Consider the following 23,824-nt stretch of genomic DNA (forward strand, 5'->3'; position numbering starts at 1 on the left):
GGGGACAAACATAAATATAGAACATGGGATTCGATATTTTTACTTTATTCATTCTTTTGAGTGCCACGTATATAGACGCTAGTTTTTACTCCAAATTTATTAGTAAGAAAACGTTGACAATATTCTAAGAAGTCTTCGTATGTCAATGTTTGCGCAGCAGTAATCTTTGCATTAGGGACAGAAAACTCAACAGAGGGATGCTCAAAAGCTAAAGAAAATAACACTGAGTTCATCATGTCAAAGGAATCCTCTGGTTCTAATATCCTATTGATATAAGCTTTGCGTATGTTTCTAAATTTTTCTTGAGACATTCCAAAGTCCTGAGGACAGCTGGAAACCTTGTTAAGAAATATGGAGGTTTTATCCATGAGTTCCTCTGGAGGATATGCATCCGAACGGATATAGAAGAAGCCAAAAGGTCTTGAAGCAAGCTCTCTATAACGAGCCCCCACCATATACCCTAGCTGCTGTTTTGTTCTAAGTTCTTCGAAAGTAACCTGGTGGAGCCATTCAAATAACATCTCTGCACAGACTTGGCTTTGTATAGATGAGGAATTCTCATCTTGGAGTAGTAACAGCATACCATTTGCTGTCAATGGATAGTCATGATAGATCTCAGAAGCTCGATTAACTGCTAACTCATAGTAAAAAGGCTTTCTAGTATAGGGAGAACGAGGCATCGTGAAACCTTGCAAGGTACCAATAAAATCCTTTTGCTGCTCGTTAGAGAGATTTCCTAAAACCATTGCTTCAAGGTGTACGCTATTCAATAGTTTAGAAGCAAACAGTTGGAATTGGCCAAAACTTACTTCTTCAAGAGCCGCAAGTTTCGTAGTGTTAGAATAAGTTTCCTTGATGGCTTGAGAAATTGCCTCGTTAAGACCAGAACGTACAGGGCACTTAAGTAAACCTCCTTGGTAGAGCTCCAACAATTGCTTTTTATATATTGCAAATGCCTCCGCGTTAATCTCTAAATTAGGTAATGATGTTAAAATAGAGTTCAGTAACGCAGAAGCCGTTGTTGTGTAACCCGAAATTTTTAAATCAATACCGTCACCGCCTAAAGCAGAAGTAAAGGAAAGACCTGCCGTAGTTGCAGGATAATACTCTCTTACGAGCCAATCATTTAAAGCCAAGCAATACAGTTCTGTCGCAACTAAAGGATAAGGAGTTGATCTAGTAATCTCGGGAGAACGAATACGAATCTGAGTAGAAAGTTTTGGGGTTGTATAGTAACGGTCCTCACAATAATATACAGTTAACTTATCATCTTGGTAACTGAGTACAGGAGAAAAAGGGAACTCTTGTTTTTTTAGTAGTTGTGCCTCAGGAAGCGTCACTTCTTTTGGAATAAACATATTTGGCTTCGGAAGAGCCATTGTGTGTGCTGATGGCTTTTTTCCATAATCTTTAACCCCTTCTAATGCTTTTACATAATAAGTCATATTAAAGATAGGATCATAGAGTTCTCTAGTTTCTTCCCAATTTTTGGGATTCTTTGTAGAGAGAATATAACGTGCTTGTTCGGGATCAGAAATTATTTTAAGAAGAAGTGACTCGTCATGAGAAGAATATGAAGGATAAACTAGTGTGTGATAAGGATAAGTGGATAAATCTTCCGTAGCTAAAGCTACAATTTGTTCACAAAGTAAATCGAAAAGAGGACTTTTAGAACTATAACAATAGTTCAAAGCATTAATTGTCGAGATCTCTTCGAGAATATAGCTAGGAATACCGTGCTCTTGAATATATTGAAGATACTGGAAGGTAAGGTCAATAATTTTAGAATACTGTTGATCACCCTTTTCTGTAAGTTCATAACTAATAAAAAATTCACTGGTATTTAAAGATGTTTTATAAACATCCACATCTAAACTTGTAATTAACCGTTCCTTTTTTAATAAAGATACCAAACTGTTCTCAGTCTCATTTCTTAAGACTTCAGAAAGAGCTTTATAGCAACCTAAGGGAATCGCCGGAACGGAGTCATAGATATGCCAATAGATTTCTAGATTAGAGGTGGGTTGAATTGCCTGGTTAATATAGAGTTTTTTTAATGAGGAGGTGTCTCCAGAAGGAAGGAAAGGCTGTTGTTCCTTGTAATTTCGAGATCTAGGAATCTGAGCAAAGATCTTCGCTAGTTGTTTTTTTGCCTTAGGAAAAGGTGCGGATGTGTAAGCGATTGCACACATGTTCTCAGGAGAATAATGTAATTTGAACCATTCAGTCATTTTCTCTGTGGTAACGGGAGCTAAGGTAGAGGCATTGCCACAGCCAAAACGAGCAGAGGGGTAGTCTTGAGGAGCAGCAAGCTGCTGAATACGGTGGATACGCCTTGTATCAGAGAGAGGACAGGCAGCAAACTCTTGGTGGACTGCATGCTTTTCTCTATCGAGATCCTCTTGACGAAACTTAGGGCTAATAAATAAATGAACAAATTGATCTACAGCTTCAGAAAAAGCAGAATTTTCTACGGAAAATAGAAAGACAGTTTTATCGGGATAAGTAAATGCATTATACACCCCATTATTAGCACTTAAAAATTCGGGGAAACCAGAAACCTCAGGATACTTTTCATTTCCAAGAAAAACACAGTGCTCTGTGAAGTGCGCCATTCCAGGATATGCTTCAGGATCAGCATTGTTTCCTGTTTTTACAAGAAGAGCGGCTCCAGAAGTAGGAAGATTAGGATCTGAAATGATGAGCAGAGGTAGACCATTATTACAAATGATCTTTTCAATTTTTTGATCTGCAGCCGCAGGAGTAGAGATCTGTAAAGGACACTCGTTAGTAATACTTCGAAATTGGTGCTTACAAGATGTTGCGCATAGGGAAAAGCAAATTAAAATGGGTAATAAAAATTTCCAGGACATCTTAGAGCTCCTCATATAAATCTTTTACAATAGAAAATATTTTAGTTGCTCTTAACATTCTTTGAGAATGCTTATCGCAACTAATTATTTCCTCTTTCGAACACAACTCATCAAAGAGTAACTCCTCTCCAAAATTAAAGAACACTGGAGCAAAGAAAATCGCTCTATGTTCCCCAATCGTATCCTCTATTTTTGGAGGGGGGGGGAGAATATCATAGGTTTTTAAAGCAAAAGGATAGAAATGTGTTACCTGTTTGGAAGCTTTAGCTAATAAGCGAAACATCTCTAAACTCTCCGGGGAAAATTCTGTGGGATATAGCTTTCCTCGGTCATTTTTTCTATCGCGACCTCCTGCAGGTGCTACATATATAAATTTACCTCCCTTATGTAAAAGGGTCTTTAAGATTTGCATACTTTTCTGATTGTGAAACAACTTCTCTTCTCGAAGTTCCGGGGGATTGGCAATATGACGCTTAGAATAGATACATAATAAATCACACCCCATACTAAATGGACGAGCTAGTGGATCAGAGGTAACTCGATCTCCGGCTACGAAAATCATTTTTTCCATTAACTCAGGACAAGTTTTTCCTAGGGTGTAGTACATAAGTTGCGGGTCGCATTCTGTCTGATGATTCGCAAGCAGCACAACGTTGTCGCCTCTGGCAATGTACTTTTGAATTTCCTGAAGGCAGTTAATATTTAAAACTCGAGAATTTTGCTCATCAGTAACTAAAGAAAAAAAATCTATCCCCAAGCGGTATAAATCTATAGGTTCTCGAATTTTTTTATGATAAGGGGGGAAAATAAAAGGGTTTTTCAAGTCATCAATGATAACCTTTACCCATTGTAAACATAACGCCTCTGCTTGAGAAGATGCGAATTTTTTTGTGGCTGCATCAATGTAATTTTGATGAAAAACAGAAAATTTTTGATATAAAGGCTCGGGGAGATACTGGTTATCAAAAGCATGTTGTAAATACCTGGAAAACTGCATGTATATTACCCTATAAATCTATACTTTCCCCTGTAATGAGTGAGAAGAACTGGTAGTGATTTAAATGAAGTGAGTCTGATGTATTGATCTGAAGCTTGGCTTTTAATTGTTTTGCTAAGTTAATCATCTCGTCGTCATTGTTTTCCTCCTTCATGTAATTAGCAATTTCTGGATGTATAACGAGACAAAGATGAGTATGTTCTTTGTGGTTGATTACTTTCTTTAAATCTCTTTCAATTTCAATTACCACACTTTCGGGTGTTTTAATAATGGCATTTCCAGAGCAGTAGGGACACGTAGTAAATAGTGTTTGCATTAAAGATTCTCGATTTCTTTGCCTAGTCATCTCAACAAGTCCAAATTCACTCATGCTTAAAATCGTGCACCGAGCAGCATCATATTTCATGTGTTCTTTCAAGCGCTCTAAAACACGTCGCTGATTCTTACGCGACTTCATATCAATGAAGTCAATAATCACCAAACCACCGACATTACGTAAACGCAGTTGTCTAGCAATTTCCTCAGCAGCTTCTAGGTTGATTTGGACGAGAGTTTCTTCTACACCATTTTCTAATTGTGTGCTTCTACCTGAATTGACATCTATAGTGTGCATAGCCTCTGTTTTATCAAAAAATAAATACCCTCCACTAGAAAGCCAAATTTTTCTTCTTGTTGCCTTATCTATTTCTTTTTCTATGTTGAAACGTTCAAACATAGGAATGGAATCTCGATAATACTCTATCTTGATTGAGGTGTCAGGAGAGTATTTTTTTAACATGCGTTTGCACTTTTGATACGTGCTATAATCATCAATTAAGAGTCGCTTGTAGTTCTTGTCAATACACGTAATAACAGCTTTTTTTAGTATATCTGTCTCTGAATAAAGCAAACAAGGCTGCTCTGTGGAATAAAATTTTTCTAAAATAGTCTTCCAAGTTAATAATAGGTCGTGCGCTTCATTAATAAGAGCCTCAGTAGATGCTGTCGTGCTTGCCGTACGACAAATTAACCCCATATCTTGAGGCATTTCAAAAGAACGAATGAGTTGTTTTAGTTGCTCTCTCATATGGGGGTCTTCAATTTTTCTAGACACTCCGCGATGGGGGGAATTTGGTAAAAGCACCAAATAACGTCCTGGAATGGAAATATTCGAAGTTAAACGTGCTCCCTTACTTCCAATAGGCTCTTTGACTACTTGAACCAGAACAGGGCTATCTAATTTAAGCAGTTCTTCAATTGGAGCCCCTTCAGCAAGAACAGAAACTTCTGAAGTTCCCTCGGGGAGAGTCTCTAGATCCATATCAAACATCTGTTCGAACTTTTTGGAGTTCTCTAAAATATCTGAAATATGAATAAAACCATTCTCCCTCTCATCAATATTAATAAAGGCAGATTGAATATTTCTTAGAATATTAGTGACGCGTCCTCGATAAATGTTACCTTTAAGTTGTCGAACCTTTTTCCGCTCTATAATTAGATCAAAAAGTAGACCGTTTTTTAGATGGGCATAACGAATTTCTTTCGATTCTATGTTGAGTAAAATTTCATTTTCCATGACTTTCCTTGTGCCTATATCATACCTTTCTTGAGCTTGCTTATTTTATTTGGAAAAAGATGGGTTTCTAGATGTCGAAACTTAAATTTCTAATTGCTCGTGAGATAAGTTACCTTAGTGATTATAAAGAAAATAGGTAAAAAATTCTACAGAAATGGCTTTTTGATTCTTTTTAAAAATAATTAGGTCATTTTAATTTAATTTTTTTCAACAGTAGGTCTTTGTTTTCTATAATCATTGTCTTTGATAAGCTATCTTTCTAATTCTCAAAAAGCCTTGGTTCTAGGTAATAAAGGTTTTAGTGTGGGCTGTATTGATAATTTAAAATTATATATTTTTCGTTTAAAACTACCTGGAGATACAGAACAAATAAATTATTCTATTAACCCTGAACACCTTCGAGAGAAAGGCGAAGAACAGCTGTTGAGTTCTCCAATTAAGGTTCAAGGGTCTTTGGGGCGTATAGATAACAATCAGTGGCTCCTCTCACTAAAATTAGAGACTCAGTTAGGGTTGTTCTGTCCAGTTTGTAATAATTTATTTTTATATTTCGTGTGCTTGCCCGCTTTAGAACGTTTAATCTCACATGACGAGGTAAGCTCTGGAATCTTTGATTGTAAACCCTTGATTCGTCAGGAGCTTCTTTTAGAAAGCGATCGTTTTCAAGAATGTAGTACAAAGGGATGCCCTGAGAGGAAAAATATCTTAAAATTTTTGGAAGACAGAAAAAAACATCAGAGGAATAATCCCTTTGAGTATTTATAAAAGGTAAGGAACATGGCGGTACCACGCAATCGACATAGTAATGCAAGAAAAAATATTCGAAGAAGTCACGATGCTAAAAGAATTCGTTGTGCAGCAAAATGTAGTAATTGTAAGCACGCGGTTCTTTCCCACACTATATGTGCTTCTTGTGGTTTTTATAACGGTAAAGCTGTTATGACTGTAGAAAAGAAATAAGTCTTATCTGATTGTTATGGAAGTGCAAATTGGGATAGATTTAATGGGAGGAGACCATTCTCCTCTTGTTGTTTGGAAAGTGCTGGTTGATATCCTTAAATGCCAAGATTCTAGCCTCCCCTTTGCTTTCACTCTTTTTGCTTCTGAGGATGTCCAAAAGAAGATTCAAGAAGAATTTGTAACGGAGCTTCCTCCCGATAGATTCCCTAAAATTATTGCTTCGAAGGATTTTATTGCTATGGAGGACTCTCCTTTAGTAGCTATCCGAAAAAAATCTTCGTCAATGGCTTTGGGTTTGGATTATCTTCAAGAAGATAAAATTGATGCTTTTGTATCCACAGGAAATACAGGAGCATTAATCACATTGGCTCGTACCAAGATTCCTCTTTTTCCAGCAGTATCTCGTCCTGCACTACTTGTTTGTATTCCTACGATGCAAGGTCATGCGGTCATTCTAGACGTTGGAGCAAATATTTCTGTTAAGCCTGAGGAGATCATAGATTTTGCTCGTATGGGCATTGCCTACCGTCAATGTCTTGGGGAGTCTAGGATTCCTACGATTGGCTTGCTTAATATTGGCTCGGAAGAACGTAAGGGAACGGAAACTCATCGTCAGACGTTTCGTATGCTTCGAGAAACTTTCGAAGATGCTTTTTTAGGTAATATAGAAAGTGGAGCTGTCTTTAATGGCATAGCAGATATTGTTGTAACTGATGGATTTACAGGAAATATTTTCTTGAAGACTGCGGAAGGGGTATTTGAATTTTTACGTCGTATTTTAGGGGATAAAATCGAGACAGATATTCAACATCAGTTAGACTATACGTTTTATCCTGGTTCTGTAGTTTGTGGTCTTTCTAAGCTTGTCATCAAGTGTCACGGCAAGGCTTCCGGTCCTTCTTTATTTCAAGGTATTCTAGGATCCGTAAATCTTGCTCACGCACACTTGTGCAAACGTATTTTGTCTAATTTGCTTTAGTTTAACTAAAATCAATTTTTTGCTTCTCTGTATATCTTTTTCTTTATTGACGGGATCTTGTCGATAGTGCTACACATTTTGCAAAATCTTTTATAAATACCTCTTAGGTGTAAGGTTACGATGGTAGCGAAAAAAACAGCACGATCTTATAGATCCACATTTTCTCATTCCGTAATAGTAGCGATATTTTCAGCAGGGATTTCTTTTCAAGGAGTTTTCCTAAACGGTTCTGAGCTGGATTTAGGCGTATTAAGTGAACAGTTTATTAAAAGTTCTTCTAATATCAATGTTGAGAACGAAATAACATCTGTTGTAAATGAATCTGATACTGTAAATAGTATTCAAAAAGACTCAGACAAATCTAACTATAATGTAGTATCTCTTACTCAAGGAAGTAATGGAAAGACTCTTGATACCTCTCAACCTAATTTTTTAGATAATTTTCAACATCTTGTTCAAGAAACTACACTATATACTATTGATCAAAAGTTAATATGGTCTGATTTAGATACAAGAAATAGCCTCCAGCTCTCTCCTCAACTTGATCCAGTTAATCTTAAAAAGACAGAAGATGTTGCTGATCCCAAAGAGGATAAACTAAATCAAGAAAATAAAAATACTTCACAAAATTTAGCTCTAGAAACTTCTTCAAGCGACATTATTGAAGCTAAAATTTCTTCACAAGACCCTTTTCAAGGTTTGGCATTTTGTTATAAAAATACATTATCTAAGCCTATCTCTGAAACTGTTGGAGCATTCCAGGGAATTATTTTTTCTGGTTCAGGAGATAGTGCGGGTCTAGGTTTTGAAAATATTAAAGCTCCTGATCGTGGAGCTGCTATTTATTCTGATGCAGATGTTGTTTTCAAAAATTTTGCTAAAGGATTGGATTTTAAATCTTGTGAGTCTTTAAAAGACGGCTCTGTTTCTGGTGCCAATATTGTTGTCACAGATTGTGGAAATGTAGTTTTAACAGATTGTAAGACTAGTTTAAATCTTGAGGCTCTAAGCCTTACTAAAGATTTTAGTCGGGGAGGAGCTGTTTTCCATGCTGACAGTAATGATGCAATGGAAAATGCTCTTTTAGGTGGACAGATATCTATTTTACATAACAAAGGAGCATTTTTAGTAAGCGAAAATAGTTCCGAAAAAGCGAATGGAGGTGCGTTTGCTTGTGAAAGTTTTATTTGTAGAGGGAACGAAAATACGGTTTTGTGGAAGGGCAATCGAGCTTTGTCTGGAGGAGCAATATCCTCAAAAGGCGATATTCAAATTGAGGGGAACTCCAGCCTTGTTGAATTTTCTGAAAATCAGTCTTTAGTTAGTCTTGGAGAAGATGTAAAGACAATAGATTTTGTTGGTGGAGGTGCCTTAGCTACTCAAGGTATTGTTACTTTAAGAAACAATGCAATAGTACAGTACACTAAAAATACTTCAAAAACACATGGAGGAGCCATTTTAGCAGATGTTGTTAATCTAAACGAAACTATTGGTGGAGTTTCTTTTAAAAATAACACAGCTGTTTTAACAGGAGGAGCCTTAACTGCAAATAACAAGGTTTTGATTCAAAACAACTTTGGAGATCTTATTTTTGAAGAGAACGAGGTTAGAAATCGAGGAGGGGCCATTTATTGTGGACCTCAATCGATTCCTACGTTAAAAGAAAATACCTCTATAGAAAATATTAGTATTATTGGGAATTCTGGATCTATAACCTTTTTAAAAAATAAAGCTTCTATTTTAGAAGTAATGACACAAGAAGAGAATTATGCGGGTGGTGGAGCTTTATGGGGGCATAACATCTCTCTAGATTCCAATAGTGGCAATATAGAATTTTCAGGAAATTTAGGTGGAAGTACATTTTCGATAGGAAAGTACGTTGGTGGAGGTGCTATCCTTTCTACGAGTGTAGTAACAATTTCTAAAAATTCTGGGAACCTTGTTTTTAAATCTAATAAAGGTCAAGGTCTTAGTGAAAAGTATATAGCTCCTCAAGTAACAGAAACTTCGCCAGGAAATACTCAACCTATAGTTACAGAGGACGTTTCTTATCAAGCTTGTGTTCGTAAAGATCGTGCTTGCTATGATAAAAAAGTTGCCGCAGATCAAGAACTCCCAGAGCCCATTAAAGTTGAAGGTGAAACTCTTACTAAAGAAGAATCGGTAGTTCTTTTATCTGAAAAAGCTGAAGAACAACCCACTATTTCTTCAATAGACATTCGTGGTGGTGGAGCGATTCTAGCTGAACAAATCTTAATTACAGATAACTCTGGAAATCTTCGATTTTCTCATAACCTTGGTGGTGGAGAGGAGTCTTCTGCTGTCGGTGATACAGCTATTGTAGGAGGCGGAGCTTTGCTCTCTACTAACGAAGTTGTTGTTCGCAATAATCAAGCAATTACATTTTCGGATAACGTAACTTCGAATGGTTATGATTCAGGTGGAGCGATTCTAGCTAAAAGTATAGAGATCTCTGAAAACTATGCAGTTGAATTTTGTTCTAATGGTTCTGGAAATTTTGGTGGAGCGATTTGTGCTTTGAAGGAATCAGTAAACGTTATAGGCAATAACTCTTTAGTATCCTTTGAAAAAAATAGAACACGTATTGGTGGTGCTGGAATTGCTGCTCCTAAAGGGTCTGTAACGATTTCCAACAATCAGGGGAACATAGAATTTAAAGATAATATTGTTTTTGGCAGCCAGGAAAATAGTCAGTCTAGTGGAGGAGCCATTCTTGCGAAGACTTTTGTAAATATTCAGGATAATCAAGGGGATGTGTTATTTTTAGGAAATTCTACAGGATCCTATGGAGGAGCTATTTTTGTAGGGTCCTTGGTTCCTTCTGAACGCAATGATAAATCAACGCTTACAATTTTAGGAAATACAGGTAATATTTTATTTGCTAAAAATAACACTCAAATTGCCCCTTCTTCATCAGTAACAGAACTCTCTGGAGGAGGAGCGGTCTATACACAGAATCTCAAAATAGCACAAAATAAAGGAACAGTTTCGTTTTATGGGAACAGGGCTTCTAGTGGTGCTGGTATCCAGATTGCAGAGGGAGGAACTGTTGTTTTAGAGGCATTTGGAGGGGATATTGCCTTTGAAGGTAATATAAATTTTGACGGCAGTTGTAATGCAATCCATTTATGTGGAAAAGATTCAAAAATAGTAGAGCTTTCTGCTGTTGCAGGTAAAAGCATTATTTTTGGAGATCCAATTACCTATGAAGACTATCTGATTCGTAGTTTGCCAAATGAAGGTGTAAGTCCTTTAAGTGCTCCTTCATTAATCTTTAACCGTAAGTCCCAAGATGAGATCCAGGAACACCATGAAGGTACTATACGCTTTTCTCATGGCACTTCAAAAATTCCTCAGATTGCTGTTATTCAACAGGGCACTTTAGCTTTGTCTCAAAACGCAGAACTTTGGTTGGCAGGACTTAAACAGGAGGCAGGAAGTACTATTTTATTGTCAGCAGGCTCTGTTCTTCGTATTTTTGAATCTGAAATTGGTACTAAGACTCCTCCTACTTCTATAGAAAATAAACCTGAGAAATCTATTTCTGCAGGAATTCAGATTGGTATGAGTACTCCTTTAGTCGATAAGGTTATAGATACAACTACAGTGCTTGCAGATATTACAAATGTTGTTGTAGATATTTCTTCCTTTATTCCTGAACAAGATGGAACTTTGCCTTTGCCTCCTGAAATTGTGATCCCTAAAGGGACAACATTAAACTCTAATAAGATAGATCTTAAGATTGTAGATCTTACAAATATCGGGTATGAAAATCATATTCTTTTAAGTTCTCCTAAGGATATCCCTTTAATTGCACTTAAAACAGCAGAGGGAATGTCTGGGACCCCTATAACGGATTCCTCTTTATCGAACGTGGAAATTGATGTGTCTCTACCTGAGTTAACAACAGCAACGTACGGTCATACAGGAATTTGGTCTGAAACTAAAATGGACGACGGAAAACTTGTAGTTGGTTGGCAGCCTACTGGGTATAAGTTAAATCCAGAGAAGCAAGGAGCTCTTATTTTAAATAGTCTTTGGAGTCAATATACGGATCTTGGCGCTCTTAAACAGGAAATTTTTGGTCATCATACGATTGCTCAAAGAATGGAATTAGACTTTTCTACAAATATTTGGGGATCTGGATTGGGCGTTATTGAAGATTGTCGAAATATTTCTGATATTGATGGATTTAAACATCAACTTGCAGGTTATTGCCTAGGGTTAGATACACAATTAGTTGAAGACTTTTTAATTGGAGGATGTTTTACGCAATTCTTTGGTAAAACTGACAGCCAATCCTACACAGCTAAAATTCATCAAAAAAGTTATGTCGGAGCTGCATATTCAGGCATTTTAGCGGGTTCTTGGTTAGTAAAAGGAGCTTTTGTTTACGGAAATGTAAACAATGAGCTAACGACAGATTATACTAATTTAGGTAATTCCACGGGTTCTTGGATAGGAAAGGGGTTTATAGCAAGCTCTAGTATTGACTATCGCTATATTGTCAATCGACGTCGGTTGCTATCAAGCATCATATCGACAGTGGTTCCTTTTGTAGAAGTAGAATATGCGCGTATAGATTTGCCAGAATTCTGTGAACAGGGCAAAGAAGTTAGAATTTTCAAAAAAACTCGATTTGAGAATGTCGGCATTCCTGTAGGTTTTGCCCTAGAGCACGGGTATTCTCGGGGGTCACGCTCTGAGGTTAATAGCGTACAGGTATCTTATGTATTTGATATATGTCGTAAACAACCTGTCTCTCTAGTTACATTAAAGGACGCCGCTTATTCTTGGAAAAGTCAAGGAGTGGATATTCCTTGTAAGGCTTGGAAATCTCGTTTTAGTAATAATACAGAATGGAATTCATATTTAAGTACCTATTTAGGGTTTAATTATGAATGGCGAGAAGATCTTACAGCTTACGACTTCAATGGTGGTATTCGGATAATTTTCTAATTAGAGTTATCTATTTTTGATATCAATCGATGAAAAACAAATGGGTTACTTTTAGTAACCCATTTTTTATTTCAATTTGCCTATTGTACCGGCTCGATAATTCCTATGGCATAGAGTAGGTAAGTTATTCCCATTATATTAAGATCGGAAGTCTCCGCATCAACGAAAAATTTACTAAAGATATCAACATGGGCATCGGTGTCGCCAAGTTGTAAGGCTTCTTTTAAGATGTCTAGAGCAAAATCGCGAACAAGAGTTTGTGTTTCTGAATCTGCTTTTTGGAATGCTTTAAACACGTTTTCAATAAGCTTGTTTCCAGAAGACAGATACAAACTTTCGAATAGAACAGCTAATTCTTGAGCTTTTTCTGGTCCCTCATTAGTGTGTATAGAGGTTTGACGTAAAGTTAGGTAACCAACGTTCCCTTTTAAGTGTTCTGTGACGAGGCCAAATTTTTCCCCGTAAAAATATTTTATAGTATTGAGAATATGCCATTGCAATGATGCTTCTGCTTCTTGTTTTAGTGCTATTTCTATTGACTTTGTATAATTAGGAGTTTTTTTCTGGCCTATAGATTCATATTCGTTAGCTGCTCCATCTTGCAGATTTAATAATGTCTCTTCTTTAAACTGTTGAACCCAGAGAAGGAGCTGATTCTGTGCTTGATTAGTTCTGCTATATAGTTTAATAAGAGCTCTAATCATGACTTCTGCCCAAGTTGGTTTACAGGTATAAGACGATTGCGCAATGAATAGAGCTGCTTGTTGTTTTTCCTTTAAACTAGGGATGTTGCTTTGGTCAGAAAAGAAAGGCGCCTTACAGGTAAGAGCTTCTATAAGTATATTAATAAGAGCTGGGAACGCACGCTTATCGTCGAAGCTATTATCTTCCAGTGCGAGATCGTTAAAATACATTAACATCTTTTCCCACTCACTAGTCAAAACCCCGAGTTTTTTTAATATTTTTTCTAACTCACGGCATAAATTTGGGATCTGTTGCATAAGTTTCTTGCTTTCTTGATCCGAAATTGCTGAAAGCCTCCTTAAAACGGGATTAGGTTCAGGCATCATTGTTAGATTATTTGGATTGATTCTAAAAAGGCGGGGTTTATTGTCTAGATACAAGAGTTCTTGCATGGCAAGATCAAAAGGTATAATGACTTGCTCGATTTCAATAGTAGAAGGTCGACGGAGAGGCGGTGTTACGATTTTTTTACTTCTTGGCATACATGTGTAAGTGATTGCTGTTAAGATAAGCCTAATTGGCAAAAGAAGAATGAGAAGTACTACCGTAATGATGAATGCTAGGATATTAATAGAGAGACAACTTAATGGATTAGAACATCCACATGGATTTAATGCTTTTTGCAAGGTCTTGAATATAAAGATTGGCTCTATCATTCGAGCAACTTTGATTAAACATGCCTGTCGTGGATTTTCTTCTATAACCAATTGATTGCTTGAGGAATTACTTGGTAAACGTTCTGGAATAAGGTTAGAAGACTTTAATAAAGAGGAGGAAGAAGGTGTTGAAATAGACATATTTACTCTGATTTACCGATTAAACAGAAATATTTTATATTAAATTATCAGATTTAATCAATTTGATCTTAGTTAAGATTTTAATAAAGATTACTTTAATTTTTAAAAGTCTTGAAAACTAAGTGTTTGTATCTCTAATTTAAAAAGCTAACTCTCTCTATTTCGCTACTCTACTAGGTATAGAGTTCATATTTACATGATGCAAAGGCCTTCGGGTTTTAGATTGGGAACGGTATCAAAAATTTGTTTTACAAAATCTTGAGAGGCTGTTTTGCCTCTCATCATGACTTCAGATAGCTTGCGACAAGCTTCTTTTTGCTTTTCTTTTGTTTCGCCTTGACTAAGTAAATCTAAAGCAATGGCAATTTCTTCTGGATGAAAATCTTTTTTACCACCAATAAATTCAGGGAAAATAATAGAGTCCATAATGATATTAGGGAGCGAGTAGGCAGGCAAAAGAATTTTAAATATATATTTTGCTATGAAAGTATCTAGAGGCCTAAGTTGACAGGTTACAATTGTGGGGGTTTGGTTTAAGGCTGCTTCTAAAACTATCGTTCCACATTTTGCTAATGCACAATCACAGCTTCTCATAAGTTCATAGCGCAGATTAGCAGGGACGACTTGACTACGTTTGCAACCTTCTTTTTGTAGCATTTCTCGGATAATTGTATCATACTCAGGGTTTGATGAAGAAACTACCAGCTGATGCGTCTGAGATACAGAGGAACTAAGAAAAGCCTGTATTTGGACTTGCAAATTTCTGGCAATATCACCGCGGCGACTGCCAGGAAAAGCAGCAATAATAGGGCGATCAGATATAAGGAATGTTTCTTTCCAAGACATGAGTTCCTTATAGTTAGAAATTTCCTCAACCAGGGGGTGGCCTAAATAGATCGTCTCTAGGGAGGTATTATTGAACAGGTCTTTTTCAAAGGGGAGGATAAGTAGAAGAGTATCTAGATATTTCTCCAGTGTGCGTTTTCTTGTTGGGCGCCACGCCCAAATACTAGGGCAAACATAGTGGACGATTTTTCCTCGATATCCCCGTTTCCTTAGCCTTTTGATTAGAAAAAAATGGAAGTCTGGAAAGTCGATAAAGATAAGGGTCGCTGGTTTTTGTTGGAGAATATTTTTTAAAATTTTTCGATAATTTCGAAATAATTTAAATAGAGATCCTAAAATTTCAACAAAGCCAGAAACTTGAAATTCTTCGGTATGCAAAAGAGGTTGGAAATCTTCTTGTCGCATACTCGGACCTCCAACTCCAGAAAATGTCATGTTTGGATATAGAAACTTTATCGATTGAATTAATTTAGACCCAAGAATATCCCCGCTAGCTTCTCCAGCAGAGAGAAAGCAATGCGTATTCACATACGGTCTTGAACGACGTTCTTTATAAAAAAGACGTAAATTTGCAATTGATGGGAATAGTCCACACCCATAGCTGAGGATATTTATAGGATCTCCAATTCGAATGAAGTAAATAAGAGCTAAAAATCCACCAAGAAGTCCGATTTTCCAAAATATTAATGGAAAATCCTTGCTGTTAGTAAATTCTATGTGAAACCACTGAAATAGAAAACGACCTGAAAAAATCAAAAGGCCTAGACATCCTATGAGATGCCAACGAAGTTGTGCTGGAGGAAGACGGAAGTGAAAGATATCCGGAGATGCCATCCATTCTATGTTAATATAAAGAAAAGGGAGTGTGACCAAGAATACACTTGAGGCCATAAGGATTAAGGTTGTTTGAAAGGAAAGACGGTGGGATGAGTTAATATTTAGATTCCTGAAATAGATGACTAGGTTAACGACATGGAGAACCGTGACAGGAAATTGACTTTGAATTATCCCGTGGATGATCATAAGAATTGCTCCTAATGAGGAGAGAACCCAAAAATTTCGCGGAGCATATGTTTGTTTGCGTTTTTCGCTTAGCCACCATTGCACTAAAAAAGCACTGCCGAAAAAGAGATTGGCAAAAAAACCTAGGGGATAAAGAAGATAGACTAGGTCAGAAGGGATCATATTAAGACCTATTTTGAGAAGAATCCTTTTTATATTTCAGAGCTTGGTAATGATGCATCCAGGCAGTATATACTTTATCTAGTTTAGGATAAACTATACTACGGATTTCTAGTAATGATAATCCTTCTAAGAACTTCGTGTGATATAAAAGCTTTTTATTGAAAAAAAGGACCTTTTTTGTAGGAGCCAAAGGAGTAAGTCTATACTGCATTTGTAAAATTAATGCGGTAAGGATAAAATTTTTTTTTGAGCAACTTGTGAAGGAGTCAGAAAAAAATTGTTCTAAGAAGTTTTTAATATAATCAAAAACTGATGTTAAAGATAGGTAGGGATGTTGTTGATACTTATACCGAACATTAAAATTTACTATAGGAAAAAGAAATATAGCCATTAATTGATGACGTTCATACTGAGTTTCTTTTTGCTGTAGTTTATTGTCTAGAGCTTTTAGATAATTAGCTGTTTGCTCTTCTAGTTTGCGATTTAGGCGAAATGCCTTAGCCATGTAGGGAAAAAGAATTTCTAGAATATGATTATCTATTAATAGACGAAAAAAATTATTCGCAGTTCCCGAATTCAGCATTTTAATGAGTTCTTCAAAAACTCGGGCTTGTGAGCTTTTAGTTAGTTCTTGACGACAAGCAATCAATGCTTCTTGAGTCTGGGCCTCTACAGTAAATGGAGATCGTGATAGAATTTTTAATAACCTAAGCATTCGTACAGGATCTTGTTTAAATCTTGTGAAAGGATCACCAATTGTGCGTAAATAGCGATTCCTTAAATCGTTAACACCCCCAGTATAATCTATAATCTCTTCTTGTTCAGGATCATAGAATAATCCATTAATCGTGAAGTCTCTTCGTAATACATCTTCTTCAGGAGTCCCCCATAAATTGTCTTTAGTAATCAGAGCATCCTCATCGGTACCAGAGCGAAATGTTGAAACTTCAATAATCTGTTTGGAAAACCTAATGTGAGCAAGACGGAATCGTTTACCAACCAAAATACAGTTTTTGAAGATAGCTTTAATTTCTTCAGGTTTTGCTGAAGTCGAGATATCAAAATCTTTCGGCGTAGTATTTAATAACAAGTCCCTGATGCAACCACCAACGATATAAGCAGTATATCCTGCTTTACGCAACGTTTTTATGACTAGTAACGCTTGAGGTGAAAAATCTTTAAGTTGGATATTATGGTTGGTAACGGAATAGATCGTGGGAGTTAAATTAATATTAGATTTTTTTTTTAACAATGCTAGGCCTCTACCAGAGAGAATATTGTTTTCGCAGACCATTATTATAGTTATTAAAAGTTAAAAGTCTTGGAAGAAAGAGTCTATACTCTACATCTACTTCCATTTGAAAATCCCAACATAGCAAAAATAGCGAAGTTTTCAAGGAGAAAAATCCAAAATAAAAGATGTTCTATACATGAGATAAGTCTGTATTTTCAGTTCGAGATCAACGAGGCATTACATGGTAGAATGTTGGAAAACTCACCCTCTCCCCAGGTCCTTTTATTCAATAACGCAAATTATTTTAATTAAGAATATCTCTAATTTCTGAGTGAAGTAAATTATAGAACTTTACATGCATTAGTCAGTTCTCTATAGAAGATCGAGATCTTCTTCTCAAAGAATACTTCTATTAAGATCATTTTTACTTACAGGCTATCGTCTATAGGTTTTGTTCTTGGTGGTATTAGGAGGCAGTAGAAGGCGCTTATTTGAAATAAATTTTTAAGGTAAACATGCAACAAAATGTGAGAAAACTTTTTGGTACAGACGGAGTTCGAGGAAGGGCAAATTTTGAACCTATGACAGTAGAAACCACTGTTTTATTAGGAAAAGCTGTAGCTAGAGTACTTCGAGAAGATAGACTGGGGAAACATCGTGTTGTTGTAGGTAAAGACACCAGGTTATCAGGATATATGTTCGAGAATGCTCTAATTGCTGGATTAAATTCTATGGGTATAGAAACTCTTGTTCTTGGTCCCATTCCTACACCTGGAGTTGCTTTTATTACCCGTGCCTATCGAGCAGACGCAGGAATTATGATTTCTGCTTCACATAATCCTTATTCAGATAATGGCATTAAGATTTTTTCTTCAGAAGGATTTAAAATTTCTGATTTTCTTGAACGACGTATTGAAGAAATGGTTAGTCAAACGGCTTTTGGCCCATTACCTGAAGATCATGCTGTTGGTAAGAATAAGCGTGTTATAGATGCTATGGGACGTTATATAGAATTTGTTAAAGCTACTTTTCCTAAGGGGCGTACTTTAAAGGGATTAAAAATTGTTTTGGATTGTGCTCACGGAGCTGCCTATAAAGTAGCTCCCTCAGTATTTGAAGAGTTAGACGCAGAGGTAATTTGTTGCGCATGCGAACCTAATGGAATAAATATCAATGAAAATTGTGGAGCTCTTTTCCCTCAAGTAATTCAGAAAGCTGTAATCGAGCATCAGGCTCATCTTGGGATTGCTTTGGATGGAGATGGAGACCGAATTATCATGGTTGATGAAAAAGGTCATATTGTTGATGGCGATATAATATTAAGTATATGTGCTGGTGATCTTAAAACAAGATCTGTGTTGCCCCACAACCGTGTTGTCGCTACAGTAATGACAAATTTTGGAGTGCTAAAATATTTAGAACGGTTAGGCTTACAAGTATTCACGTCTCCAGTAGGGGATCGTCATGTTTTGCAAACTATGTTAGAACATGAAGTGACTTTAGGAGGTGAACAAAGCGGACATATGATTTTTCTAGATTATAATACAACAGGGGATGGAATTGTTTCAGCATTGCAAGTCTTGCGTATTATGATAGAAAGTGAATCTACACTCTCAGATCTTACAGCTCCAATTGTAAAAAGTCCTCAAACTTTGATTAATGTTGCTGTAAGAGAAAAAGTTCCTCTTAAAGACATCCCTGTTGTTGAGAAGACCTTAAGAGATGTTCAAGATGCTCTAGGACCTTCAGGACGTATATTATTAAGATATTCTGGAACGGAAAATATATGCAGAGTTATGGTTGAAGGCCTTAAAAAACATCAAGTAGACTGCCTTGCCAAGGCCCTTGCAGATGTTATTAATGCAGAATTAGGTATAGGCAGTATAGAGTAGGATATTTTTATATGTGCGGGATAATTGGATATTTGGGAGACCAAGATGGTGTAACTCTTGTTTTAGAAGGCTTGGCAAAATTAGAATATCGTGGTTATGATTCCGCGGGTCTTGCTGCTGTAGTGCCCCAGGGGCTTTTTATCAAAAAGACTCTGGGTCCTGTTAAAGAACTAGCGGATTCTTTAAGAGACCAAGAGATTGACTCTTCATTAGTCATTGGCCATACTCGCTGGGCAACTCATGGAGTGCCTACAGAGATAAATGCTCATCCTCATACTGATCAAGATGGGTTGTGTGCTGTAGTCCATAATGGGATTATAGAAAATTTTAAAGAATTAAGACAGGAACTGACTTTGCAAGGAGTTTTGTTTGTTTCTGATACTGATTCTGAAATCATTGCTCAGCTCTTTGCTTTATACTATAAAGATTCCCATGATCTTATACGCAGCTTTTGTCAGACTTTACTTCGATTGCGAGGTAGCGTAGGCTGTGCGTTAGTTCATAAAGATCATCCGGATCTCCTTCTCTGCGCATCTCAAGAGAGCCCCTTAATTCTTGGTTTAGGAAAACAAGAAACTTTTATTGCTTCGGACTCCAGGGCTTTTGTTAAATATACGCGGCATTCTCAAATTTTAGCTTCTGGAGAGTTTGCTATAATTGCTCAGGGTAAGAAACCCGAGGTTTATAATTTAGAACTTAAAAAAATCTCGAAAGACGTACGACAAATTACTTGTAATGACGATCCTTCAAATAAAAGTGGTTATAGTTATTTTATGCTTAAGGAGATCTATGATCAGCCTGAGGTTTTGGAAGGCCTGATTCAAAAACATATGGATGAGGAGGGATATATTCTACCAGAATTTATATCTGATCTTCCTATTAAGAATTTTAAAGAAATTACTATTGTTGCTTGTGGTTCTTCATATCATGCCGGTTATCTTGCTAAATATGTGATAGAGTCTTTAGTTTCTATACCTGTACATGTTGAAGTTGCTTCTGAATTTCGCTACCGACGTCCCTATATAGGCAAAGATACTTTAGGCATTTTGATCAGTCAGTCAGGAGAAACAGCTGATACATTGTCTGCTTTGAAAGAATTACGCAGAAGAAACGTAAGAAGTCTTTTAGGAATTTGTAATGTCCCTGAATCAGCGATTGCTCTTGGTGTGGACCATTGTTTGTTTTTAGAAGCAGGCATTGAAATTGGCGTGGCCTCTACAAAGGCATTTACTTCGCAGCTCTTATTATTGATATTGTTTGGATTGAAATTAGCAAGTCTACATGGCGCTTTGACTCATCAAGAGCAACGTTCTTTTGGACAGGGATTGCAGAGCCTACCAGATTTATGTCGAAAGCTTCTTGCTAACGATGCTCTGCATTCTTGGGCCCAAGGTTATGTGGGTGAAGATAAATTCCTGTTTTTAGGACGTAGGCTGATGTATCCCATTGTTATGGAGGCTGCTTTGAAACTCAAAGAAATTGCTTATATTGAAGCAAATGCATATCCTGGTGGAGAAATGAAACACGGACCTATAGCTTTGATTAGTAGAGGTACTCCGGTGGTTGCATTTTGTGGTGATGATATTGTCTATGAAAAAATGATTGGCAATATGATGGAGGTCAAAGCACGTCATGCTCATGTCATTGCTATTGCTCCCGAAGCTCGTAAAGATGTTGCCGCTGTTTCTGATCAGCAGATCTATATACCAAATAGTCATTTTCTCGCTGCTCCTGTGTTATACACCATAGCTGGTCAAGTGATGGCATATGCCATGGGTTTAGCAAAAGGAACAAATATAGACTGTCCCAGGAATCTTGCTAAGTCAGTGACCGTAGAATAATTACTTAAAATAGGTAGGGCAGGATCCTAAATCCTGCAACGATACTCCTGCGTTTTTATCGCAGGAGTTGGTAGGAAGCATTAGGTATAAGTTATGACAAATAAAGTTCTAGGTGGATCTTTGCTTATCGCAGGTTCTGCAATTGGTGCGGGTGTTTTAGCAGTTCCTGTACTCACCGCGCACGGTGGTTTTTTCCCTGCAACTTTTCTATATATTGTTTTATGGCTTTTTTCTATGGCTACTGGTCTTTGCTTTCTCGAGGTGATGACCTGGATGAAAGAATCTAAGAATCAGGTGAACATGCTCTCTATGGCAGAATCTATTCTAGGTCATGTAGGCAAAATTTCTATATGTCTTGTCTACTTATTTTTGTTTTATTCCCTACTTATTGCATATTTCTGTGAGGGAGGAAACATCTTATGTCGAATTTTCAATTGTCAAAATTTAGGAATTCCATGGATTCGTCACCTTGGACCTTTAGGTTTTGCGCTTTTAATGGGTCCTATCATTATGGGGGGGACTAAAGTCGTTGATTACTGTAACCGATTTTTTGTATTCGGCTTAGCTTTAGCTTTTGGAATTTTTTGTGTTCTCGGTTTATTGAAAATACAACCCAGCTTTTTACTTCGCTCATCATGGCTAGTTACAATGAATGCATTTCCCGTATTCTTTCTTGCTTTTGGGTTTCAAAGTATTATCCCTACGTTATATTACTACATGGATAAAAAGGTTAAGGATGTTAAAAAGGCTATTATCATAGGAACACTTATTCCTCTTCTTCTCTATGTTTTATGGGAGGCTGTAGTTTTAGGCGCAGTCTCTCTTCCTATTCTTGCTCAGGCAAAAATCGGTGGGTATACTGCTGTAGAAGCTCTCAAGCAGGCGCATCATTCCTTTGGATTTTACGTTGCTGGTGAGCTTTTTGGATTTTTTGCTTTAGTTTCCTCTTTTGTGGGGGTCGCGCTTGGTGTAATGGACTTTCTTGCTGATGGTTTAAGATGGAACAAAAAATCACATCCATTTTCAATTTTCTTTTTAACATTCATTATTCCACTCGCTTGGGCTATTTGTTATCCTGAGATTGTTTTAACATGTCTTAAGTATGCTGGAGGCTTTGGGGCTGCAATCATTATCGGACTATTCCCAACAGTAATTGTATGGAAAGGACGCTATGGCAAGCAAAAGCACAAAGAGAAACAATTAGTTCCAGGAGGCAGGTTTACTTTATTTTTAATGTTCTTGATGATAGTAATAAATGTAGTTAGCCTTTATTATGGGTTTTAAATTTATTTTGCTCTATTTGTGAATGTTAACCGAGCAATTTAGGAGGGTTCTATGGGACTATATGATCGTGACTATATACAAGATTCTAGAGTGCAGGGGACCTTTGCTTCTAGAGTCTATGGTTGGATGACAGCAGGACTAATTGTGACGTCATGTGTTGCCTTGTCTCTGTATTTTTCTGGATTATACAGAAGTCTATTTTCTTTTTGGTGGGTGTGGTGTTTAGCGACTCTAGGCGTATCTTTTTTTATTAACGCTAAAATCCAAACGCTATCAGTTTCTACTATGGCAGGACTTTTCCTTCTCTATTCAACCTTAGAAGGAATGTTTTTTGGAACCCTACTCCCTGTTTATGCTGCTCAGTATGGGGGAGGAGTTATTTGGGCAGCTTTCGGATCAGCAGCTTTGGTCTTTGGTTTAGCCGCACTTTATGGTGCATTTACAAAAAGTGACCTCACTAGAATTAGTAAGATTATAACTTTCGCTTTAATAGGACTTTTATTAGTAAGTTTAGTATTTGCTGTGATCTCGATTTTTGTCACGATGCCCTTAATGTATTTGTTGATTTGTTATTTGGGACTAGTAATTTTTGTTGGATTAACAGCTGTTGATGCTCAAGCAATTCGGCGCATTTCTTCTAACGTAGGTAACAATAACGCTTTAGGCTACAAGCTTTCTTTGATGCTTGCTCTTAAAATGTACTGTAATGTGATCATGGTATTTTGGTATTTACTGCAGATTTTTTCATCTTCAGGAAACAGAGATTAAACTCTACCTATGTCCCTGCAAACAGCTTCTCTAGAAAAAGATCTATGTCAAATTCTTCAAGATCTTTAAGAGACTCTCCATAACCGATAAATTTTGTAGGGATTTGTAGTTGCCTAGCTATCTGAAAAAGAGTCCCACCTTTGGCTGAACCATCTACTTTTGTGAAAATAAGTCCTGATAAAGGAATAACATCGTGAAATATCCGAACTTGTTCTACAGCGTTATTTCCTAAGGTAGAGTCAACAGTCATAAGAACTTCGTGTGGGGCTCCTTCTAACGCTTTTCCACAAACCAAGGCTATTTTAGAGAGCTCTTTCATAAGATTGCTGTGTACGTGGAGTCTTCCTGATGTATCAATAATGACTCTCGAGTACCCGCGGGCTATCGCTGCCTGGATACCATCAAAAGCGATAGCAGCGGCGTCTCCACCAGGTTTCCCAGATACAAAACCGCAGCCCAGCTCCTTGGCCCACAACCGTGCTTGGTCCATGCCACCAGCTCGGAATGTATCTGTGGCTACGAGCATCACGTTGTGAGATCGTTCTTTGTAATAGTGAGCAAGCTTGGCTGTTGTTGTGGTTTTCCCCGAGCCGTTGGTCCCAAGAATTAAAGAAACCAATGGGCGTGTAGTAGAAACTTCAGAATTTTGATAGGGAAGCCCCTCAAGAGATTCATAGAGTAGAGAGGTAATCAGCTCTTTAATAGAAGATTCATCAGCTTTTTTAGTTCGATAAAGCCGAGCACATAACTCTTTAGTCAGCTCGGTTCCGAAATCTGCTTCATAAAACAAGCTTTCAGCGTATTCTATAAGATTTATATCGGCATTTGTTCTAAATAAAGATTGAAGCTTGTTACTAAAGAATTTGAACATCCCTAATAGCAAAGTTAG

15 protein-coding genes are annotated in these 23,824 nt (G+C 37.0%); 8 read left to right on the forward strand and 7 right to left on the reverse strand.

Annotation, left to right across the window (positions count from 1 at the left end; all coding sequences use genetic code 11):
• Nucleotides 1–44: 44 nt before the first annotated feature.
• The 3 genes from C834KP_RS04645 to C834KP_RS04655 are packed head-to-tail and all read right to left on the reverse strand — an operon-like array spanning nt 45 to nt 5,425.
• Entirely contained in the window at nt 45–2,873 is a 2,829-nt protein-coding gene (locus C834KP_RS04645) for an insulinase family protein (RefSeq protein ID WP_108896999.1), read from the reverse strand.
• Between the two features lies 1 nt (nt 2,874).
• Nucleotides 2,875–3,870 carry a 1-acyl-sn-glycerol-3-phosphate acyltransferase gene (locus C834KP_RS04650; RefSeq protein WP_108897000.1) on the reverse strand — a complete coding sequence of 332 codons (996 nt, stop codon included), beginning with the start codon at nt 3,868–3,870 and terminating at the stop codon, nt 2,875–2,877.
• A gap of 10 nt (nt 3,871–3,880) precedes the next feature.
• Entirely contained in the window at nt 3,881–5,425 is a 1,545-nt protein-coding gene (locus C834KP_RS04655; protein WP_108897001.1) for an Rne/Rng family ribonuclease, read from the reverse strand.
• Between the two features lie 303 nt (nt 5,426–5,728).
• On the opposite strand from C834KP_RS04655, the gene C834KP_RS04660 reads away from it, so the two are divergent.
• The 4 genes from C834KP_RS04660 to C834KP_RS04675 all read left to right on the forward strand — a co-directional run bounded on the left by C834KP_RS04660 (nt 5,729) and on the right by C834KP_RS04675 (nt 12,344).
• A complete protein-coding gene (locus C834KP_RS04660; protein ID WP_162295480.1) occupies nt 5,729–6,190 on the forward strand; it encodes a DUF177 domain-containing protein in 462 nt (153 codons plus the stop codon).
• 12 nt (nt 6,191–6,202) lie between these two features.
• Nucleotides 6,203–6,385, forward strand: coding sequence for a 50S ribosomal protein L32 (gene rpmF, locus C834KP_RS04665; RefSeq protein WP_108897003.1), 183 nt, complete (start codon nt 6,203–6,205; stop codon nt 6,383–6,385).
• A gap of 16 nt (nt 6,386–6,401) precedes the next feature.
• Entirely contained in the window at nt 6,402–7,364 is a 963-nt protein-coding gene (gene plsX, locus C834KP_RS04670; RefSeq protein WP_108897004.1) for a phosphate acyltransferase PlsX, read from the forward strand.
• A gap of 120 nt (nt 7,365–7,484) precedes the next feature.
• A complete protein-coding gene (locus tag C834KP_RS04675; protein ID WP_108897005.1) occupies nt 7,485–12,344 on the forward strand; it encodes an autotransporter domain-containing protein in 4,860 nt (1,619 codons plus the stop codon).
• Nucleotides 12,345–12,424: 80 nt separating this feature from the next.
• On the opposite strand, the gene C834KP_RS04680 is transcribed toward C834KP_RS04675, so the two are convergent.
• The 3 genes from C834KP_RS04680 to pcnB form a co-directional block, all read right to left on the reverse strand.
• On the reverse strand, nt 12,425–13,885 hold the full coding sequence (locus tag C834KP_RS04680) for a DUF1548 domain-containing protein (RefSeq protein WP_108897006.1): 1,461 nt from the start codon (nt 13,883–13,885) through the stop codon (nt 12,425–12,427).
• A 192-nt stretch (nt 13,886–14,077) separates the two neighbouring features.
• Nucleotides 14,078–15,916 (reverse strand): lipid-A-disaccharide synthase, encoded by a 1,839-nt coding sequence (lpxB, locus tag C834KP_RS04685; RefSeq protein ID WP_108897007.1) that lies wholly within the window; start codon nt 15,914–15,916, stop codon nt 14,078–14,080.
• A gap of 1 nt (nt 15,917) precedes the next feature.
• On the reverse strand, nt 15,918–17,210 hold the full coding sequence (pcnB, locus tag C834KP_RS04690; RefSeq protein WP_108897008.1) for a polynucleotide adenylyltransferase PcnB: 1,293 nt from the start codon (nt 17,208–17,210) through the stop codon (nt 15,918–15,920).
• 455 nt (nt 17,211–17,665) lie between these two features.
• On the opposite strand from pcnB, the gene glmM reads away from it, so the two are divergent.
• From glmM to C834KP_RS04710, 4 genes are all read left to right on the forward strand, one after another.
• Complete coding sequence (gene glmM, locus C834KP_RS04695; protein ID WP_108897009.1) at nt 17,666–19,042, forward strand: phosphoglucosamine mutase; 1,377 nt, start codon at nt 17,666–17,668, stop codon at nt 19,040–19,042.
• 11 nt (nt 19,043–19,053) lie between these two features.
• A complete protein-coding gene (gene glmS / locus C834KP_RS04700) occupies nt 19,054–20,883 on the forward strand; it encodes a glutamine--fructose-6-phosphate transaminase (isomerizing) (RefSeq protein ID WP_108897010.1) in 1,830 nt (609 codons plus the stop codon).
• A gap of 93 nt (nt 20,884–20,976) precedes the next feature.
• On the forward strand, nt 20,977–22,167 hold the full coding sequence (locus tag C834KP_RS04705) for an aromatic amino acid transport family protein (RefSeq protein WP_108897011.1): 1,191 nt from the start codon (nt 20,977–20,979) through the stop codon (nt 22,165–22,167).
• A 51-nt stretch (nt 22,168–22,218) separates the two neighbouring features.
• Entirely contained in the window at nt 22,219–22,935 is a 717-nt protein-coding gene (locus tag C834KP_RS04710) for a Bax inhibitor-1/YccA family protein (protein ID WP_108897012.1), read from the forward strand.
• Between the two features lie 7 nt (nt 22,936–22,942).
• On the opposite strand, the gene ftsY is transcribed toward C834KP_RS04710, so the two are convergent.
• Nucleotides 22,943–23,806 carry a signal recognition particle-docking protein FtsY gene (gene ftsY / locus C834KP_RS04715; RefSeq protein WP_108897153.1) on the reverse strand — a complete coding sequence of 288 codons (864 nt, stop codon included), beginning with the start codon at nt 23,804–23,806 and terminating at the stop codon, nt 22,943–22,945.
• Between the last annotated feature and the right edge of the window lie 18 nt (nt 23,807–23,824).

This window comes from Chlamydia serpentis (assembly GCF_900239945.1).
Classification (GTDB): Bacteria; Chlamydiota; Chlamydiia; order Chlamydiales; family Chlamydiaceae; genus Chlamydia; species Chlamydia serpentis.

Coding starts and splice junctions, on each gene's coding strand:
- C834KP_RS04645 (WP_108896999.1), bottom strand. CDS start 2,873: ATGTCCTGGAAATTTTTATTACCCATTTTAATTTGCTTTTCCCTATGC.
- C834KP_RS04650 (WP_108897000.1), bottom strand. CDS start 3,870: ATGCAGTTTTCCAGGTATTTACAACATGCTTTTGATAACCAGTATCTC.
- C834KP_RS04655 (WP_108897001.1), bottom strand. CDS start 5,425: ATGGAAAATGAAATTTTACTCAACATAGAATCGAAAGAAATTCGTTAT.
- rpmF (WP_108897003.1), top strand. CDS start 6,203: ATGGCGGTACCACGCAATCGACATAGTAATGCAAGAAAAAATATTCGA.
- plsX (WP_108897004.1), top strand. CDS start 6,402: ATGGAAGTGCAAATTGGGATAGATTTAATGGGAGGAGACCATTCTCCT.
- C834KP_RS04675 (WP_108897005.1), top strand. CDS start 7,485: ATGGTAGCGAAAAAAACAGCACGATCTTATAGATCCACATTTTCTCAT.
- C834KP_RS04680 (WP_108897006.1), bottom strand. CDS start 13,885: ATGTCTATTTCAACACCTTCTTCCTCCTCTTTATTAAAGTCTTCTAAC.
- lpxB (WP_108897007.1), bottom strand. CDS start 15,916: ATGATCCCTTCTGACCTAGTCTATCTTCTTTATCCCCTAGGTTTTTTT.
- pcnB (WP_108897008.1), bottom strand. CDS start 17,210: ATGGTCTGCGAAAACAATATTCTCTCTGGTAGAGGCCTAGCATTGTTA.
- glmM (WP_108897009.1), top strand. CDS start 17,666: ATGCAACAAAATGTGAGAAAACTTTTTGGTACAGACGGAGTTCGAGGA.
- glmS (WP_108897010.1), top strand. CDS start 19,054: ATGTGCGGGATAATTGGATATTTGGGAGACCAAGATGGTGTAACTCTT.
- C834KP_RS04705 (WP_108897011.1), top strand. CDS start 20,977: ATGACAAATAAAGTTCTAGGTGGATCTTTGCTTATCGCAGGTTCTGCA.
- C834KP_RS04710 (WP_108897012.1), top strand. CDS start 22,219: ATGGGACTATATGATCGTGACTATATACAAGATTCTAGAGTGCAGGGG.
- ftsY (WP_108897153.1), bottom strand. CDS start 23,806: ATGTTCAAATTCTTTAGTAACAAGCTTCAATCTTTATTTAGAACAAAT.